A 16,083-nucleotide genomic window follows, 5' to 3' on the forward strand; every position below is an offset into this window, starting at 1 on the left:
GATATTGGTCGTTACCTGACACCGGACCCGGTGAGGTTGGCGGGTGGGATCAATGGGTACCGGTATGTGCCCAATCCTACGGGGTGGGTGGATCAGCTAGGCTTAAGTACGTGTCCAGATGCAGATGGATGTACGCAACATCAACGTACTGAAACCTCCCACGGCCAGGCAAAGGTAGATGAGGGGGCTCCCTCGCTCCCCAGCTCAGATAAAAAAAGAGAATATCTATTTCGCGGGGATTTAAGAGAGCCAGATGAAATTTTTGAAAGAGGTTTTGAAAGTAGAGGCGCCAGCACAGACCTATTCCTGCACACGTTGAATAATGCCAGCCCTCCCAGCAATTTCGTCCCTACTTCGACCTCAAGGAAACAAGCCTTGGTATTCGCTTCAAATTTTGGCTTCGAGGAAGGCTTTCTTTACACCCTAAAAAAAATCCCTGGAATAGACGTAAATAAAGCGTTGGGCGCACGTTCCAAACATAGAAACGAGTTAGAAATCGCAATTCCTGGACGAATTGATACCAAGGATATTTTAGGTGCATCGCCAGTCAACGAAGACGGTACCTTCAAGGGATACACAATATTGAACCCTAATAGGAAATACCCATGAAATCGCGTGAAATCACCATCATTAAAAACGGTATACGTGACAGCGCAGTGATCGAATACGAAGGAGGCAAGCCCACCCTTTATCTTTTGCTAAGCAATGGGACAAAAAAAACCTATACAGCAATGGATTTATACGACTGCTTCGGTGTATTGAGAGCGGATATGAAAGACACCGTTTTTCTTTGCAAAGGCGGAAAAATTAACGTTCATACATCAGGTATGTCCTCACATATGTCAAATGGTCTTATTGCTTACGAGCTAACACTGGGGCGGCCAGATGGGGAGGTTGTACATATATTCGCTCACGAGGAAAACGATCTCACCAATGATATACAACAGCAGCATGATTTCTGCCAGCGATGGGCTGAATCGGTGCAGATCTAGCGGATGCCCCGTGGCAACTAACCTCCTTTGCCACAGGGCTAAACGCCGCCTTTAAATCCCCGCCAACGCCAAATCCATCGCAAAATACGTAAATATCAAATCCGCCCCCGCCCGCTTGATCGACCCCAACGTCTCGCGCACCACTCGATCCTCATCAATCGCCCCGGCCTGTGCGCCGAACTTGATCATCGCGTACTCACCGCTCACCTGGTACGCCGCCACCGGCAGGCGCGAGGCTTCGCGGATGTCGCGGATGATGTCGAGGTAGGCACCGGCAGGCTTGACCATCAGCGCGTCGGCGCCTTCCTGTTCGTCCAGCAGCGATTCGCGCACGGCTTCGCGGCGGTTCATCGGGTTCATCTGGTAGCTTTTGCGGTCGCCCTTGAGCGCGCTACCGCCGGCTTCTCGGAAGGGGCCGTAGAGGGCCGAGGCGAATTTGGTGGAGTAGGCCATGATCGGGATGTGGGTGAAGCCGGCGTCATCCAGGGCGCGGCGGATGGCCTGGACCTGGCCGTCCATCGCCGCTGACGGGGCGATCACGTCGGCGCCGGCGCGGGCGGCGGCCACGGCTTGCTTGCCGAGGTTGACCAGGGTCGCGTCGTTGTCGACATGGGCACCGTGCATCACGCCGCAGTGGCCGTGGTCGGTGTATTCGCAGAAGCAGGTGTCGGACATCACGATCATTTCCGGCACGGCGTCCTTGATGATCGAGGACATGCGCGAAACCAGGCCGCGTTCTTTCCACGTGTCGCTGCCGCTGGCGTCGAGGTGGTGGGACACACCGAAGGTCATCACCGACTTGATGCCGGCGCGGGCGTAACGCTCGATCTCACCGGCGAGTTTTTTCTCAGGAATGCGCAACACACCCGGCATGCTGGTGATGGGCACGAAGTCGTCGATTTCTTCTTCGACGAAAATCGGCAGTACCAAGTCGTTGAGGGTGAATTCGCTTTCCTGGAACAGGCCACGCAATTCCGGGGAGCGGCGCAGGCGACGTGGACGGGCTTGGGGGAACTGGCTGGTCATGGCAATCCTGAAAAATGGCTGAACACTTTGGGGCGAAAGCTTATGCCCCCAAGTCCCGGCAACACAAATGCCGAGGGGCCAATAGTGTATTGCCGGGTGCGTAACAATTCATTGATCTACAGCTGTAGACGCCCTTCGATGCACAACGCTACGGCGCCTCCCACCCAGATTTCATCGCCCTGGCGCTCGATATGAATACGCCCAGCTCGCCCAATCGCCGTGCCTTGGCTGACCACGTAACGGCTGGGCGCCAGACCCTCGGCGAGCAGCCATTGGGCCACGCCGGCATTCAAGCTGCCGGTGGCCGGGTCTTCGGCGGCGCCATCGCCAGCGACAAAAGCGCGCACTTCAAATTGCGCGTCCACCGCATCACGCGTCGGATCACAGGGGGCGATCACCCCTACGGCCAGACCCAGCAGTTGCGCATAGTCCGGTTGCAACGCAAGCACCGCGTCACGATCAGCCAGCATCACCGCCAGCCAACCCGCACCATTATCGACCCACTGGCTGCGCACAATCGCCTCGGGCGCCAGCTTCAAAGCCAGGCGCACGCGCTCCAGCAACGGCGCCTCCACGGGCCCTGCACGCAACAATGGCGGCGCGATAAACGCCAGTTGGTCACCCTGGCGACGAATACGCACCAAGCCGATTTCGCACTCCTGGATAATCTCCTCCCCACGTGGCACGCCGCCAGCCTCCAACCAGGCGTGGCAACTGCCCAAGGTTGGATGCCCGGCGAACGGCAGCTCTTTGAGGGTGGTGAAGATTCTTACCCGATAGTCAGCACGTGGGTCGCGCGGCGTCAGTAAAAACGTGGTTTCGCTGAGGTTGGTCCAATTGGCAAAGTCCGCCATCTGCTGGTCGGTGAAGCTATCGGCCCCCAGCACCACGGCCAAGGGGTTGCCTTTGAGCGGCACGCTGCTGAATACATCCAGTTGTTGAAAATCGAAAGTCGGCATGCATCAGCTCGGAATGTTCAGGCCACGGATCACCGCAGGACGTGCGACAAAGCCGTCCAACGCGCGCAGTACGTTAGGGAAGTCGGTGATGCCTACCAGGTCACCGGACTCGTAGAACCCGATCAGGTTGCGAACCCACGGAAAGGTCGCAATGTCGGCGATGCTGTACTCGTCGCCCATGATCCAGGTGCGGCCCAACAGGCGCTTTTCCAGCACGCCCAGCAAGCGCCGCGATTCGGCGGCGTAGCGATCACGCGGGCGCTTGTCCTCATAAGCCTTGCCGGCGAATTTGTTGAAGAACCCCAACTGGCCAAACATCGGGCCAATGCCGCCCATCTGGAACATCAACCATTGCAGGGTTTCATAGCGCGTGGCCGGGTCTTCGGAGAGCAACTGGCTGGTCTTTTCCGCCAGGTAAATGAGGATCGCGCCGGATTCGAACAACGCCAACGGCTGCCCACTCGGGCCGTTGGGGTCGATGATCGCAGGGATCTTGTTGTTGGGGTTCAGGGACAGGAACTCGGGAGACAACTGGTCCTGGGAGTCGAAGCTGACCTTGTGCGCCTCGTAAGGCAGGCCCAGTTCTTCGAGCATGATCGACACCTTGACGCCGTTGGGCGTTGGTAGCGAATACAGCTGCAGGCGTTCTGGGTGCTGGGCGGGCCATTTGCTATTGATCGGGAAAGCGGCGAGTGCGTTCATCGAGAACCCCCTGGTCGGAAAGCCCCATCATAGTCATCTGCCTGCCGTCGTGCATGGGTCATCGTTGCGCAACATTTGCCGGCTAGTATCCCGCGTGGGCGAACCAAAGCGCCCGAATGCACTCTTAAGAGCGCCCGAACAATGAATGGAGGCTGCTTGCTATATCGACAGGGAACACCGCAGGACGCTGATGCGTCACTGGGGCCGGGCTTGTCCGCCTTAACCCGACGCACGAAGACTCGAACCTATCATGAAGATCAAGCCTCTGCGCCTTGTGCCACAACTCAAACGTTATTCCTACATGGTATTGCCGCTGCTGCTGGTCAGCGCTGCCATCGTCACCGCCCTGGACGCCCGTGAAAGCCGTGCGCAACCGGTCGATGGCGTACAAACCCTGGTATTCCTGCGCCACGGCGAAAAACCGGCCGGAGGCCTGGGCCAACTCAATTGCCAGGGCCTGAACCGCGCCATGAACCTGGCGACTCTGTTGCCGGAAAAGTTCGGCAAAGCCAACTATGTGTTCGCTGCCAACCCGACGCGTAACGTCGAGGAAGGCGAACTGGATAACTCCTACAGCTACATTCGCCCACTGATCACCATCAGCCCCAGCGCGATCAAGCTCGGCCTGCCGGTGAACATCGAGTTCTCAGCGAATGACACCAGTGCCCTGGCCGAAGAACTGGTCGAGGACAAGTACCGCAACGCGACCATCTACACGGCCTGGTCCCATGGTTACTTGCCGGAACTGATCAACAAAGTCGCCAGCGAAGCCGCCGGCGAAAAACACACCATTACCAATGATTGGTCTGGAAATGACTACGACTCCCTGTACGTGCTGACATTGACCTGGCACAACGGCAAGGCTTCGCTGCTCAGCCGCAACTACAAGCAAGGGCTGAATAACGGCGGGGAAAACTGCCCGGACCCGACCCAGGTCAGCGCAGATATCTGAAGCTTGGGCCGCAGGGGCGTATGATGCCGGGCTATCGACTCACCTGCGGATCATCTCCATGTCCAACCTCGCTTCCACCCAGCCCAACCGCGGCTGGGCATTCTGGTGCAAACCTGCGCTGTTTCTCCTGGTGGCCTGCATCGGCCTCTACTATGTGAAGTGGTCGCCCTACTACCTAAAGGCGTTTGTAGCGGCCGACAACCACAGCATTGGCGCCTCGATTCTCAATGACCAGCAAAGCTCGCCTCTGGCGGCGGCGCTGGCCTATGCCCAGGTGTATTTCCTGGCCATCTGGAAAGCCGCCGTACTGGCAGTGATCCTCGGTTCATTGCTGCAGGTATTGATCCCCCGCGACTGGCTGCTGCGCCTGTTTGGCCGCGCCGGGCTGGGCTCGACCCTGCGCGGTGGGCTGTTCGCCCTGCCGGGGATGATGTGCAGCTGCTGCGCGGCCCCGGTGGCGGCGGGCATGCGCCGCCAGCACGTGTCGGTCGGCGCGGCGCTGGCGTTCTGGATTGCCAACCCGGTATTGAACCCGGCGACATTGGTGTTCATGGGCTTTGTGCTGGGCTGGGGTTTCACCGCGCTGCGGCTGGTGGCGGGGATTGTGCTGGTGGTGGGCGTGTCCCTGGTGGCACAGCGTATTGCGCGCCCGGACCAAGTGCCGGAAGCCGCGCTGGAGGCCGTTGCCGACGTCAGCACGGTGGAGTCGCAACCGTTCCTGAGCCGCTGGTTACGCACGCTGTGGCAGCTGTTCTGGAGCACTATCCCGGTGTATATCCTGGCGGTGCTGATCCTCGGCGCGGCACGGGTTTGGCTGTTCCCTCATGTGGACGGGGCGATGGCCGACAGCCTGGTGTGGCTGGTGCCGCTGGCGATTGTGGGCACGCTGTTTGTGATTCCGACAGCGGCAGAGATTCCCATCGTACAAACCATGATGGCCCTGGGCATGGGCACCGGCCCGGCCGTGGCCTTGCTGATGACCCTGCCGAGCGTGAGCCTGCCGTCGCTGTTGATGCTGCGCAAGGATTTCGATGCGCGGGTGCTGGTGACGGTGGCCGGCTTGACCATGCTGGTGGGGGTGGTGTGTGGGTTGATTGGAGCGGTAATTCTTTAGATTTCAAGTGGGGCTGATGGCCTCATCGCAGCATAGGCGAGGTGCCGAGTGGTGGGGCAAGAGCGTTTTGCTTACTTTGGCCTGGGCCGGCATCCCGGCTTTTGCAAAGTGAGCCGCCGTCAGGGCGGAACCCTAGGTGGCCGTTACCGCAGGAATGGATATGTACAGGGTCCAACTGTGTTGACTGTCAGGCCGTCTTCGCAGGCAAGCCAGCTCCCACAGTTGGATCGCGGTGCGTCAGCTCGATCAACGTCGGCTGCCAGGCCATCACGGGAGCAAGCTCCCTCGCCACAGGTCCAGCGTCGCGCCGAAGTTGTGTAGATACCTATGCTCATCACAGGCAAGCCAGCCCCCACCTTTTTAAGTGTGAATACATACAAAGGTGGGAGCTGGCTTGCCTGCGATGGCGTCCGAAAGGTCACCCCACCCGAGCTGCTCGCTCGCGCAAATACTCCACCACCGCACCCTGCTCCCCGGCAAACTCGATACGCGCGCTCTTGCTCTCGCGCTGGAACGCATACATCGGGTCGTAATACTCACGCAGCAAGCCTTCAATCCATACCTGATGCAGCTCCACTGCGCCGCTGCGTGCCTGTTCGGCCAGGGCCTGCTGCAACACCGCCTGCAGCCGTTGGAAACGCTCACCGCCCAGGCGCTTGTGAATATTGGCCAGGCTCTGGGTCAGGCGCTCGGCAAATAATCGCTGGCCGGTTTCCCCAAACACCTCAATGAACTCGGCGCACAGATCCACCACGTAATCCTTCAGGATGCGCTCGACACGGCCCTCGACGCTGTCTTCCAGCCACACCATAGGAAACGTCTGCATACCCTTGTGCAATGGCAGCGGCAGCGCACAGCTGCCGATCATGCGGCTCTCGTCCTCCACCACAAACTGCTCGATACCACCTGCACGCTTCTTCAGCAAATCCACCGCCAGGCGATTTTCGAAGTCGATATTGGAGGGTTGCGCCGTGGCGCGCTTGCCGAAACTGGAACCGCGATGGTTGGCGTGCCCTTCCAAATCCAGGGCATTGCGCAGTTGGCCGAGCACTTCGGTCTTGCCGGTGCCGGTCATGCCGCCCAGCAGTACGAAATCACACTGGGCAGTCGCCTGCTCCAGGGTTTCCAGCAGGAAGGTACGCATGGCCTTGTAGCCACCGCCGACGCGGGGGTATTCGATGCCCGCTTCGGTTTTCAACCATTGCTGCACGATCTGCGAACGCAGGCCGCCCCGAAAGCAGTACAGGTAGCCATTGGGGTTAGCCTGGGCAAACTGCGCCCACTGTTCGATGCGCTCGGCCTTGATTGCCCCCGACACCAGTTCATGCCCCAGCACGATCGCCGCTTGCTGGCCTTGCTGCTTGTAACAGGTGCCGACTCGCTGGCGCTCATCGTCGGTCATCAGCGGCAGGTTGATCACCCCGGGGAACGCGCCCTTGGTGAATTCGACCGGCGCGCGGGTATCCATCATCGGCCGGTCGTTGAGGAAAATGTCGCGGTAATCGGTGATGTCCGTCGCCATCAAATCACCTCAACCGCGTTGGTCTGTCGCTCCAGCAGTTCACCGATAGGCTCAAGGGCCAGGCCCAGCTCGGCGGCCACGGCGTGGAACTCGGCATCACCTTCCGCAGTAACCGCGATCAGCAGGCCACCGCTGGTCTGGGGGTCGCACAGCACGCGCTTGTGCAGCTCCTGCACACGCCCCAGCTTGCTGGCGTAGCTCTCGAAGTTGCGCAAGGTGCCACCCGGCACACACCCCTGGTCCAGGTAATACTCCACCCCCGGCAGGCGCGGAACCTTTGCATAGTCGATACGGGCCGTCAGGCCACTGCCATCGGCCATTTCCACCAGATGGCCAAGCAGGCCGAAACCAGTGACATCGGTCATGGCCGTCACACCGGCCAACTTGCCGAAACGGCTGCCCGGCTTGTTGAGGGTGCACATCCAGTCACGCGCCAGGCCGATATCCGCCTCGCGCAGCTTGCCCTTCTTCTCGGCGGTGGTGAGGATGCCGATGCCCAGGGGCTTGGTCAGGTACAGGCGGCAACCGGCGGTAGCCGTGTCGTTACGCTTCATATGGCGCTTTTGCACCATGCCGGTCACGGCCAGGCCGAAGATCGGCTCCGGCGCGTCGATGGAATGCCCGCCCGCAAGCGGAATGCCAGCTGCGTCGCACACCGCCCGACCGCCGCGAATCACTTCGCGGGCAATCTCCGGCGCGAGCACATTGACCGGCCAGCCGAGAATGGCGATGGCCATCAAGGGATCGCCGCCCATGGCGTAGATATCGCTGATGGCATTGGTGGCGGCGATGCGGCCGAAGTCGAACGGGTCGTCGACAATCGGCATGAAAAAGTCCGTGGTGGACACCACGCCGCGCTCGTCGTCGATGGCGTATACCGCCGCATCGTCGCGGGAGGCATTGCCCACCCACAGGTTGGGGTCGAGGTTCTGTGCACCGCTGCCCGCGAGGATCACTTCCAGGACCTGGGGCGAAATCTTGCAACCGCAACCCGCACCGTGGCTGTACTGGGTAAGGCGAATCGGCTCGTTCATGGGAGACCTCAAGCTATCAAGTGGGCCGATTCTAGCAGACAGCAAAAGGCCGGCTGGGCTCTTGTGAGCACAGCCGGCCTGTTTGTTCAGCGGTTACTGGCGCGCAGCGAGCAAACGTGCGTGCCGGTTGCGCCGGGCGATGTTCAAGCATTCGATCGCAGCCGAGAACGCCATGGCCGCATACACGTAGCCTTTTGGTACGTGGGCGCCGAAGCCTTCGGCGATCAGCGTCATGCCGATCATGATCAAGAAGCCCAGGGCCAGCATCACCACGGTCGGGTTGTCGTTGATGAACTTGGCCAACGGCTCAGCGGCCACCAGCATCACGATCACCGAGACCACCACGGCAATGATCATGATTGGCAAGTGCTCAGTCATGCCCACTGCGGTGATGATGCTATCGATGGAGAACACCAGGTCGAGCATCAGGATCTGGCCAATGGCGGCGGCAAAGCCGATGGTCACGGTGTTGCTGACGGTTGCCTTCTCTTCAGGCTCCGGGTCCATGCTGTGATGGATCTCGGTGGTTGCCTTCCACACCAGGAACAGGCCGCCGGAGATCAGGATCATGTCCTTCCACGAGAACGCCTGGCCGAACACTTCGAACACCGGTGTCGTCAATTGCACGATGAATGCGATGGTGCTCAGCAGGCCCAGGCGCAATATCAACGCCATGCTGATACCAATGCGCCGCGCCTTGGCCCGGTGCTTCTCCGGCAGTTTGTTGGTGAGGATCGAGATAAAGATCAGGTTATCGATGCCCAGCACGATTTCCATGACGATCAAGGTCGCCAGTGCGACCCAGGCGGTGGGGCTGGCGGCCAGTTGTAGAAGGTAATCCATAGGTCAGTCCTGACGTGGTAGTGCTGGGGAATTAGGTTTCTTTGGTGTCGGATTCAGCAGCGTTTTCGGCGTCTTTTTCCTGCTTCTCAGGGCTGATCAAGCCCTGGGTGGCTTCACTCAATGCCTGCTCGGCGGCCTTGTGGGTGTCGTCGATGGCCTGCTTGGCCGACTCGGTGGCTTTGCCTAATACCTGTTGCGCGCTTTTCTCGACTTGATCACAGCCGCTGACCACTATCAATGAAAGCGCAAGCAACGACGCCGCGCCCAGGGAATTGAGTTTCATGATGTATTCCTCGTTAGAACCCTTGGGTCCAAGTAGTGGCCCCTCGATAGCGAGGCATTCTATGCAGGCGAACAGTTCAGGAAAATTCGTATTTTTATCGCGTATACTTCGATTTTTACGAAGTGTAGGCCGTGATGCTCAATTATCGACAACTGCATTACTTCTGGGTGGTGGCCAAGACCGGCAGCATCGTGCGCGCCTGTGAGCAATTGAACCTCACGCCGCAGACCATCAGCGGGCAGATCAGCCTGTTGGAGCAGACCTTCGGTATTGCCCTGTTTCAGCGGGTCGGGCGCCAGCTTGAACTGACCGAAGCCGGGCGCCAGGCGCTGCCCTACGCCGAGCAGATGTTCCAGACCGGCAATGAACTGGAGGCGATGCTGCGCGCCCAGCCTGACGAGCAGCAGATCCCGTTCCGCGTTGGGGTGGCGGATGTGGTGCCCAAATCCATCGTGTACCGGCTGATCGCGCCGACCATGGAGTTGAGCGAACCGATCCGCATCACCTGCCGTGAAGACAAACTCGAACGTCTACTGGCCGACCTGGCGATCCAGCGCCTGGACCTGGTGATTTCCGACAGCCCCATGCCCACGCACTTGGACATCAAGGGCTACAGCCAGAAGCTGGGGGAATGCGGCATCAGTTTTTTCGCCACCCAGGCGTTGGCAGACCAGCATGGGGGGGATTTCCCACAGTGTTTGCAGGGCGCACCGCTGTTGATTCCGGGCGCTGAGACCGTGGTGCGCAGCCGTTTGCAGCGCTGGTTTGCCGAACAGCAGATTCAACCCCGCATCATCGGCGAGTTCGACGACAGCGCCTTGATGCAGGCCTTCGGGCAATCCGGCAGTGGGATTTTTATCGCGCCCAGCGTGATCGCCGACGAGGTGGTGCGCCAATACGGCGTGGCGCTGATCGGCCAGACCGATGCAGTGACCGAGTCGTTTTATGCGATCTCAGTGGAGCGCAAGGTCAAGCACCCCGGCATTGTGGCCATTACCGAGGGTGCCCGGCGGGAGTTGTTTACCGCCCTGCCCTGATCGCTCAGGCATTGAGCGCCGTGGGTTTGGCGGTCATCAGCCACAGTGCGAGCAGGATCGACACCAGGATAAACCCCGAAGCGGCAAACCCCAGGCTGCCCAGGCCCAGAGTGTCGATGACATGCCCGCCCACCATCGCGCCCAGGCCAATGCCGAGGTTGGCGCCGGCGATATTCAGCGACGCGGCAAACGCCGGTGCATGGGGCGCGGCCTTCATCAAGCGCACATGGCTGACCAGGAACATCGCCGCCTGGGTCACGCCCCACACCGCCATCGCCGCGGCCAGGCCGATGGTCGAGTGAATCGCCGGCACCACCGCCACCATGCCCGCGATCATGAACCCGCAGAACACCATGGACGCGATCAATGGGTGACGATCCACGGCGCGTCCGCCAAGGGAGTTGCCAATCAGCCCGACCGCTCCAAAGCCCATCAGGCACCAGCCCACCAATGTACCGTCGAAGCCGGCCAGCCGCTCAAGGATATCTGCCAGGTAGGTATAGGCGGTGAACATGCCACTGAACACCAGGATCGACAGCAGGATATGCCCCTGCATCACGGGGCTGCGCAGGATCCTGAATTGCGAACGCAGACTGCCCTGCTGGTGCTTGGCCGGGGTGACCGGCAGATAGAGATACAGCAGCAATGCCTTGGCCAGGGCAATCACAGCGAGCATGGCGAACGCGGTGCGCCAGCCGAACATATCGGAAATCAGCGTGCCCACCGGAATACCAAATACGGTGGCGCAAACAATGCCAAAGCCGATTTTTTCAATCGCACGCCCGGCGAACTCAGGGCCGACAATGTCTACCGCCGTTTCGCTGGCGAGGGCCCAGAATACTGGCAAGCCCAAGGCGGGAATCAAACGGGCCACGGCCATCACCCAGATATTCGGCGCCAAAGCCGCCACGGTGTTGGCCGCTGCAAACATGATCAGGATGCTGATAAACAGGCGCTTGCGCGAAAAGCGCGCGCAGTAGGCCGTGAGGAACGGGCCGAACGCGGCCACGGTGAACGCGAACAGCGTCACCAGCAGCCCCGCCTGGGACACGCTGACGTTCAGGTCCCGAGCAATCGACGGCAACAGGCCGACGATGACGAATTCTGTGGTCAGCACGGTAAAACCGGCGGCTGACAGCAGCAGGATAGGAAACAACATGAAAACTCCAGAAACGACGATATCAACGACAGCCCGAAGGGCCCGCTGACGGAGAGGAAAGATGAGAGGGGGGAATCTTAACAGAACATGTCCGGATTTGACCAAGCCCGGCTGAAACGGGTGACGGAATGCCGCAGCAAACGAGACGTGCCCTACAGCATGCTAGACTTCGCGCCTACTTCCTACAGTACTTTCTGCCTGCAATGCTGTGCCCTACTAAAAAAACTAGAGACAACTCTTTATGACTGCTGCCCCTTCCCTGCTGCAACGTTTAATGCGCGTCAGCCTGGTCTCCCAAATTGTCATCGGCCTGATTGCCGGGATCGTGCTGGCCCTGCTGTTCCCCGAGGCCGCGCGCGCCACCGGTTTTATCGGCAAGGTGTTTGTCACGGCGCTGAAGGCTGTCGCGCCAATCCTGGTGTTTGTGCTGGTCATGGCCTCGATTGCCAACCATAAGCATGGCCAGGAAACCCATATCCGCCCGATCCTGTTCCTGTATCTGCTCGGCACCTTTGCCGCCGCCGTGGTTGCGGTGGTTGCCAGCATGATGTTTCCGTCGTTCCTGGTATTGGCTACCCATGACGCCACGGTGAGCGCTCCTGGGGGCATTGGCGAAGTGTTGCAAAGCCTGCTGCTCAGTGTGGTGGATAACCCGGTCAGTGCACTGATGAACGCCAACTTCATCGGCATCCTCGCCTGGGCCATCGGCATGGGCATCGCTATTCGCCATGCCGGTGAGTCCACCCGTACGGTATTGGACGACTTGTCCAACGGCGTCACCCTGATCGTACGCGTGGTGATCCGCTTCGCCCCGCTGGGTATCTTCGGTCTTGTGGCCTCCACCCTCGCCACCTCTGGTTTCGACGCCCTGCTCGGCTATGCACATCTGCTGGTCGTGCTGATCGGCTGCATGTTGTTCGTGGCACTGGTGATCAACCCGGCCATCGTGTTCTGGAAACTGCGTCGCAACCCTTACCCGCTGGTGCTGATGTGCCTGCGCGAAAGCGGCATCACCGCGTTTTTCACCCGCAGCTCGGCGGCGAACATTCCGGTCAACCTGGCGCTGAGCAAACGCCTGGGCCTGCATGAAGACACCTACTCGGTGTCGATCCCCCTCGGTGCCACCATCAACATGGCCGGCGCCGCCATCACTATCACCGTGCTGACCCTGGCGGCCGTGCACACGCTGGGCATCGCCGTGGACATGCCAACCGCCGTGCTGCTCAGCGTGGTCGCTGCGGTGTGTGCCTGCGGTGCATCGGGGGTGGCGGGTGGTTCGCTGCTGTTGATTCCCCTGGCGTGCAGCCTGTTTGGCATCCCCAGTGAAATCGCCATGCAGGTAGTGGCCGTCGGTTTCATCATCGGCGTGCTGCAGGACTCGGCGGAAACCGCACTCAACTCGTCTACCGATGTGCTGTTTACCGCGGCGGCGTGTTTGGGCAAGGAAGAACAGGCCGCTTAACACAGCCCCATAAAAAAGCCCGGTGCCGTTCGCAGAGAACGGCACCGGGCTTTTTTGTGCTTGCGGGTTTAGAACGCGCCCATGTAATCGCGCTTGCCCACTTCCACACCGTTATGACGCAGCAGCGCATAAGCGGTGGTGACGTGGAAGAAGAACTGCGGCAGGCCGTAGGTCAGCAGGTAGGACTGACCGCTGAAGCGCTTCTCTTTCGGGGTGCCTGGGCGCGTGACGATCTCGATGCCTTCCTTGCCGTCGATCTGCTCGGGCTTGATGGTGTCGACAAAGGCCAGGACCTTGGCGATCAACGCTTGCAGGTCGGCAAAGGTGACTTCGCTGTCTTCGTACTTCGGTACTTCGATCTCGGCCAGGCGTGCCGACACACCTTTGGCGAAGTCCACGGCGATCTGCACCTGGCGCACCAACGGGAACATGTCCGGGAACAGGCGCGCTTGCAGCAAGGCGTTGGGCTCGATGTTCTTGGCGCTGGCGTGGGCTTCAGCTTTGTTCAGCACATCGCTCAACGCGTTGAGCATTTGCTTGAAGACTGGGATAGAAGCGGCGTACAGGGAAATGGTCATGTCAGTCTCACTGATAATGGCAGGGTTGGAACCAGCGGCGATTATAGCCATGCCCGGTGCTTGTCTTTTATTTTTTGAGGATTACGCTGGTGAGCTTCACTGCATAGGGAAAGCGCGATGACCGCCGAGCACGACACCGACACCCCTGAGCCGCGCCTGAACAGCACGGAAATCCGCATCCTGGGCTGCCTGATCGAAAAACAGGCGACCAACCCGGAAACCTACCCCCTCACCCTCAACGCCCTGGTGCTGGCCTGCAACCAGAAGACCAGCCGCGAGCCGGTGATGAACCTCAGCCAAGGCCAGGTCGGCCAGAGCCTGCGCGCGCTCGAAGGCCAAGGCTTCACGCGCCTGGTGATGGGCAGCCGCGCCGACCGCTGGGAGCACCGTGTGGACAAGGCCCTGGAACTGGTGCCGGCCCAGGTGATCCTGACCGGGCTGCTGTTCCTGCGGGGGCCGCAGACCGTCAATGAGTTGCTCACCCGCAGTGGGCGTATGCATGACTTTGAGGATGCCGAACAGGTTGTGCATCAGCTCGAACGCCTGATTGCACGAGGACTGGCGCTGCTGGTGCCGCGTCAGGCGGGGCAGCGGGAAGACCGGTACACCCATGCGCTGGGGGACCCAGCGGATATTGAGGCGATTATGACCGCACGGGGGAATCCGGTAGAGCGTAGCGCGGGGGCTGTTTCGGTGGAGCGCATTGAAGAGCTGGAAGCGCGGATTGCCGCACTGGAAGAACGGCTGGCGCAGCTGGAACAGGGATAATGCAGATAAACATGTGGGGGCTGGCTTGCGGCCTTCGCGAGCAAGCCCGCTCCCACAGTTGGATCGTGGGGTGTCAGGTAGAGAAGCGTCGGCTGGCAAGGCGCTATCGCAGGCAAGCCAGCCCCCACAGTGGATTGGTGTAAGACTTTAGCTGCGGGCGAAGGCCACCGCTGCCTCGAACTGCTCCTGCGTAGGCCGCACGCCGGTATAAAGCACAAACTGCTCCAACGCCTGAATAGCGATCACTTCCAGCCCGGTAATCACCCGCTTGCCCTGCGCACGCCCCCGCACGATCAACGGCGTTTCCGCCGGGATCGCCACCACATCGAAGACCGTCTCAGCCTGATCGATTGCCTTGGCCTCAAACGCTAACGCATCCGCCTCGACCCCGCCGGTCATGCCGATGGGCGTCACGTTGATCAGCATCTGTGGCCGCAGATTGCCCAGATCCGCCTGCCACTGATACCCCAGGTTCCTGGCCAATGCCTGGCCCGCCACCTCATTACGCGCCACGATCACGCCATTGGCGTACCCTCCGTCACGCAAGGCGCTGGCGACCGCCTTGGCCATGCCGCCGCTTCCGCGCAGGGCGAAGCTGGAGTCCTTGGGCACCGCGTGTTTTTTCAGCAATTGCTCGATGGCGATGTAGTCGGTGTTGTAAGCCTTGAGGTGGCCGTTGGTGTTGACGATGGTATTCAGGGAGTCAATGGCTTGAACCGAATCGTCGAGTTCGTCCACTAAAGCAATGGCGGCCTCCTTGAACGGCATGGACACCCCACAACCCCGCACACCCAGGGCGCGGATACCGCCGATCGCGCCGGGCAAGTCCTGGCTGCTGAAGGCTTTATAGTAAAAATTCAGACCCAACTGTTCATACAGGTGGTTATGAAAACGCAGGCCAAAGTTCCCAGGGCGCGCCGACAGCGACATGCACAGTTGGGTGTCCTTGTTGGGGTGCATCTGCATGGATAACTCCTTGAAGTAAGCAAATCGGTACAGACCTTACACAACCTTTACCCATTGGCCGTGCTGTTTTCTCGAAATACGTTGTCTTAAAAGTATCCCCGCGACAATCCTTGAGTCTATTGATTGCAGACCACAAGCGCAGGGGCTAACCGAGGAAAGACCATCATGCGTAAACTCCCCAGGATCGCCTTGCTTATCGGCGCACTCGCGATGGCCGGCCAAGCCTCCGCCCACGGTGGTGGTTGGGGTGGCCCGGCCGTGTTCGGTGCGCTTGTCGGCGCAGCGGTAGTCGGCTCTGTGGTTGCCAGCCAGCCGCGTGAGGTGTACGTGCAACAACCGGTGTATGTGCAGCCGCAGCCGGTGTATGCCGCTCCGCCGCCGGTCTACTACGCGCCACCGCCACCGGTGTATGTGCAACAGCAGGTTTACTATCGCCCGGCGCCCGTCTACTACGGCCCACCGCGCGGTTATTATGGGCCGCCTCGCGGTTATTACGGCCCGCCCCACGGCTACTACCGCCATGGTTGGTAAGTTTTAATCCGTTGACAGCCACAGGCCTCGCCCACACGCGGGGCCTTTTTTTGCCTGGGAAGTCCGGATTAATCCTGCCAGTGTCGCTGTGAGAACAACGTACGAGCAGCAATCCCACATGATAAGCGTCAAATATCCTCTTGATCGATGACGGG

General features: G+C 60.2%; 18 protein-coding genes. 8 read left to right on the plus strand and 10 right to left on the minus strand.

From position 1 onward, the window contains the following. Window positions 1-609: scabin-related ADP-ribosyltransferase (locus AC1RAC_RS24840; RefSeq protein ID WP_492617062.1), on the plus strand; the 609-nt coding region annotated here is incomplete at its 5' end. Next, complete coding sequence (locus AC1RAC_RS24845; RefSeq protein WP_054898814.1) at window positions 606-992, plus strand: hypothetical protein; 387 nt, start codon at window positions 606-608, stop codon at window positions 990-992. The genes AC1RAC_RS24840 and AC1RAC_RS24845, both read left to right, overlap by 4 nt. Window positions 993-1,043: 51 nt before the next feature. Here the strand turns inward: AC1RAC_RS24845 and hemB are convergent, their stop codons facing one another. The 3 genes from hemB to AC1RAC_RS24860 all read right to left on the minus strand — a co-directional run bounded on the left by hemB (window position 1,044) and on the right by AC1RAC_RS24860 (window position 3,679). Beyond that, window positions 1,044-2,018, minus strand: a complete 975-nt coding sequence (hemB, locus tag AC1RAC_RS24850; protein WP_016977356.1) for a porphobilinogen synthase — start codon at window positions 2,016-2,018, stop codon at window positions 1,044-1,046. Between the two features lie 116 nt (window positions 2,019-2,134). Continuing rightward, on the minus strand, window positions 2,135-2,977 hold the full coding sequence (locus tag AC1RAC_RS24855; RefSeq protein WP_492617063.1) for a PhzF family phenazine biosynthesis protein: 843 nt from the start codon (window positions 2,975-2,977) through the stop codon (window positions 2,135-2,137). Between the two features lie 3 nt (window positions 2,978-2,980). Then, a complete protein-coding gene (locus AC1RAC_RS24860) occupies window positions 2,981-3,679 on the minus strand; it encodes a glutathione S-transferase N-terminal domain-containing protein (protein ID WP_105226389.1) in 699 nt (232 codons plus the stop codon). 250 nt (window positions 3,680-3,929) lie between these two features. Between AC1RAC_RS24860 and AC1RAC_RS24865 the strand changes: the two genes are divergently transcribed. Both AC1RAC_RS24865 and AC1RAC_RS24870 read left to right on the plus strand, forming a co-directional pair. Beyond that, window positions 3,930-4,631, plus strand: coding sequence for a histidine phosphatase family protein (locus AC1RAC_RS24865; RefSeq protein WP_492617064.1), 702 nt, complete (start codon window positions 3,930-3,932; stop codon window positions 4,629-4,631). Window positions 4,632-4,689: 58 nt separating this feature from the next. Continuing rightward, window positions 4,690-5,745, plus strand: coding sequence for a permease (locus AC1RAC_RS24870; RefSeq protein WP_492617065.1), 1,056 nt, complete (start codon window positions 4,690-4,692; stop codon window positions 5,743-5,745). 418 nt (window positions 5,746-6,163) lie between these two features. Here AC1RAC_RS24870 and mnmH read toward each other — a convergent pair whose 3' ends face one another. From mnmH to AC1RAC_RS24890, 4 genes are all read right to left on the minus strand, one after another. Further along, window positions 6,164-7,267, minus strand: a complete 1,104-nt coding sequence (gene mnmH, locus AC1RAC_RS24875) for a tRNA 2-selenouridine(34) synthase MnmH (protein ID WP_492617066.1) — start codon at window positions 7,265-7,267, stop codon at window positions 6,164-6,166. After that, on the minus strand, window positions 7,267-8,301 hold the full coding sequence (gene selD, locus AC1RAC_RS24880) for a selenide, water dikinase SelD (protein WP_492617067.1): 1,035 nt from the start codon (window positions 8,299-8,301) through the stop codon (window positions 7,267-7,269). The genes mnmH and selD overlap by 1 nt, the downstream gene beginning before the upstream one ends. 93 nt (window positions 8,302-8,394) lie before the next feature. After that, window positions 8,395-9,144 carry a TerC family protein gene (locus tag AC1RAC_RS24885; RefSeq protein ID WP_492617068.1) on the minus strand — a complete coding sequence of 250 codons (750 nt, stop codon included), beginning with the start codon at window positions 9,142-9,144 and terminating at the stop codon, window positions 8,395-8,397. 31 nt (window positions 9,145-9,175) lie between these two features. Next, complete coding sequence (locus tag AC1RAC_RS24890) at window positions 9,176-9,427, minus strand: hypothetical protein (protein WP_060764289.1); 252 nt, start codon at window positions 9,425-9,427, stop codon at window positions 9,176-9,178. Between the two features lie 134 nt (window positions 9,428-9,561). Here AC1RAC_RS24890 and nhaR point away from each other — a divergent pair, with 134 nt between their 5' ends. Continuing rightward, the gene (nhaR, locus tag AC1RAC_RS24895) at window positions 9,562-10,464 is read left to right on the plus strand and encodes a transcriptional activator NhaR (protein ID WP_034125797.1); all 903 of its coding nucleotides are present in this window, start codon (window positions 9,562-9,564) and stop codon (window positions 10,462-10,464) included. Between the two features lie 4 nt (window positions 10,465-10,468). On the opposite strand, the gene AC1RAC_RS24900 is transcribed toward nhaR, so the two are convergent. Then, on the minus strand, window positions 10,469-11,623 hold the full coding sequence (locus AC1RAC_RS24900) for an MFS transporter (protein ID WP_492617069.1): 1,155 nt from the start codon (window positions 11,621-11,623) through the stop codon (window positions 10,469-10,471). A gap of 241 nt (window positions 11,624-11,864) precedes the next feature. Here AC1RAC_RS24900 and sstT point away from each other — a divergent pair, with 241 nt between their 5' ends. Then, the gene (gene sstT / locus AC1RAC_RS24905) at window positions 11,865-13,085 is read left to right on the plus strand and encodes a serine/threonine transporter SstT (protein ID WP_492617070.1); all 1,221 of its coding nucleotides are present in this window, start codon (window positions 11,865-11,867) and stop codon (window positions 13,083-13,085) included. A 68-nt stretch (window positions 13,086-13,153) separates the two neighbouring features. On the opposite strand, the gene AC1RAC_RS24910 is transcribed toward sstT, so the two are convergent. Next, window positions 13,154-13,663 (minus strand): DUF1993 domain-containing protein, encoded by a 510-nt coding sequence (locus AC1RAC_RS24910; protein WP_003190292.1) that lies wholly within the window; start codon window positions 13,661-13,663, stop codon window positions 13,154-13,156. Between the two features lie 117 nt (window positions 13,664-13,780). Here AC1RAC_RS24910 and AC1RAC_RS24915 point away from each other — a divergent pair, with 117 nt between their 5' ends. After that, window positions 13,781-14,431 carry a YceH family protein gene (locus AC1RAC_RS24915; RefSeq protein ID WP_014717951.1) on the plus strand — a complete coding sequence of 217 codons (651 nt, stop codon included), beginning with the start codon at window positions 13,781-13,783 and terminating at the stop codon, window positions 14,429-14,431. A gap of 147 nt (window positions 14,432-14,578) precedes the next feature. Here AC1RAC_RS24915 and AC1RAC_RS24920 read toward each other — a convergent pair whose 3' ends face one another. After that, complete coding sequence (locus tag AC1RAC_RS24920) at window positions 14,579-15,397, minus strand: shikimate 5-dehydrogenase (RefSeq protein WP_492617071.1); 819 nt, start codon at window positions 15,395-15,397, stop codon at window positions 14,579-14,581. Window positions 15,398-15,562: 165 nt separating this feature from the next. Between AC1RAC_RS24920 and AC1RAC_RS24925 the strand changes: the two genes are divergently transcribed. Continuing rightward, window positions 15,563-15,928 carry a hypothetical protein gene (locus tag AC1RAC_RS24925; RefSeq protein ID WP_003190286.1) on the plus strand — a complete coding sequence of 122 codons (366 nt, stop codon included), beginning with the start codon at window positions 15,563-15,565 and terminating at the stop codon, window positions 15,926-15,928. The last annotated feature ends 155 nt before the right edge of the window (window positions 15,929-16,083 follow it).

The organism is Pseudomonas sp. GW823-FHT02F05, from assembly GCF_058797315.1.

Excerpts from the sequence above, each read along its gene's own strand:
- AC1RAC_RS24860 (WP_105226389.1), bottom strand. The coding sequence starts at position 3,679 with ATGAACGCACTCGCCGCTTTCCCGATCAATAGCAAATGGCCCGCCCAG.
- sstT (WP_492617070.1), top strand. The coding sequence starts at position 11,865 with ATGACTGCTGCCCCTTCCCTGCTGCAACGTTTAATGCGCGTCAGCCTG.
- AC1RAC_RS24870 (WP_492617065.1), top strand. The coding sequence starts at position 4,690 with ATGTCCAACCTCGCTTCCACCCAGCCCAACCGCGGCTGGGCATTCTGG.
- AC1RAC_RS24845 (WP_054898814.1), top strand. The coding sequence starts at position 606 with ATGAAATCGCGTGAAATCACCATCATTAAAAACGGTATACGTGACAGC.
- AC1RAC_RS24865 (WP_492617064.1), top strand. The coding sequence starts at position 3,930 with ATGAAGATCAAGCCTCTGCGCCTTGTGCCACAACTCAAACGTTATTCC.
- AC1RAC_RS24920 (WP_492617071.1), bottom strand. The coding sequence starts at position 15,397 with ATGCAGATGCACCCCAACAAGGACACCCAACTGTGCATGTCGCTGTCG.
- AC1RAC_RS24855 (WP_492617063.1), bottom strand. The coding sequence starts at position 2,977 with ATGCCGACTTTCGATTTTCAACAACTGGATGTATTCAGCAGCGTGCCG.
- selD (WP_492617067.1), bottom strand. The coding sequence starts at position 8,301 with ATGAACGAGCCGATTCGCCTTACCCAGTACAGCCACGGTGCGGGTTGC.
- AC1RAC_RS24885 (WP_492617068.1), bottom strand. The coding sequence starts at position 9,144 with ATGGATTACCTTCTACAACTGGCCGCCAGCCCCACCGCCTGGGTCGCA.
- nhaR (WP_034125797.1), top strand. The coding sequence starts at position 9,562 with ATGCTCAATTATCGACAACTGCATTACTTCTGGGTGGTGGCCAAGACC.
- mnmH (WP_492617066.1), bottom strand. The coding sequence starts at position 7,267 with ATGGCGACGGACATCACCGATTACCGCGACATTTTCCTCAACGACCGG.
- AC1RAC_RS24910 (WP_003190292.1), bottom strand. The coding sequence starts at position 13,663 with ATGACCATTTCCCTGTACGCCGCTTCTATCCCAGTCTTCAAGCAAATG.
- hemB (WP_016977356.1), bottom strand. The coding sequence starts at position 2,018 with ATGACCAGCCAGTTCCCCCAAGCCCGTCCACGTCGCCTGCGCCGCTCC.
- AC1RAC_RS24915 (WP_014717951.1), top strand. The coding sequence starts at position 13,781 with ATGACCGCCGAGCACGACACCGACACCCCTGAGCCGCGCCTGAACAGC.
- AC1RAC_RS24890 (WP_060764289.1), bottom strand. The coding sequence starts at position 9,427 with ATGAAACTCAATTCCCTGGGCGCGGCGTCGTTGCTTGCGCTTTCATTG.
- AC1RAC_RS24900 (WP_492617069.1), bottom strand. The coding sequence starts at position 11,623 with ATGTTGTTTCCTATCCTGCTGCTGTCAGCCGCCGGTTTTACCGTGCTG.
- AC1RAC_RS24925 (WP_003190286.1), top strand. The coding sequence starts at position 15,563 with ATGCGTAAACTCCCCAGGATCGCCTTGCTTATCGGCGCACTCGCGATG.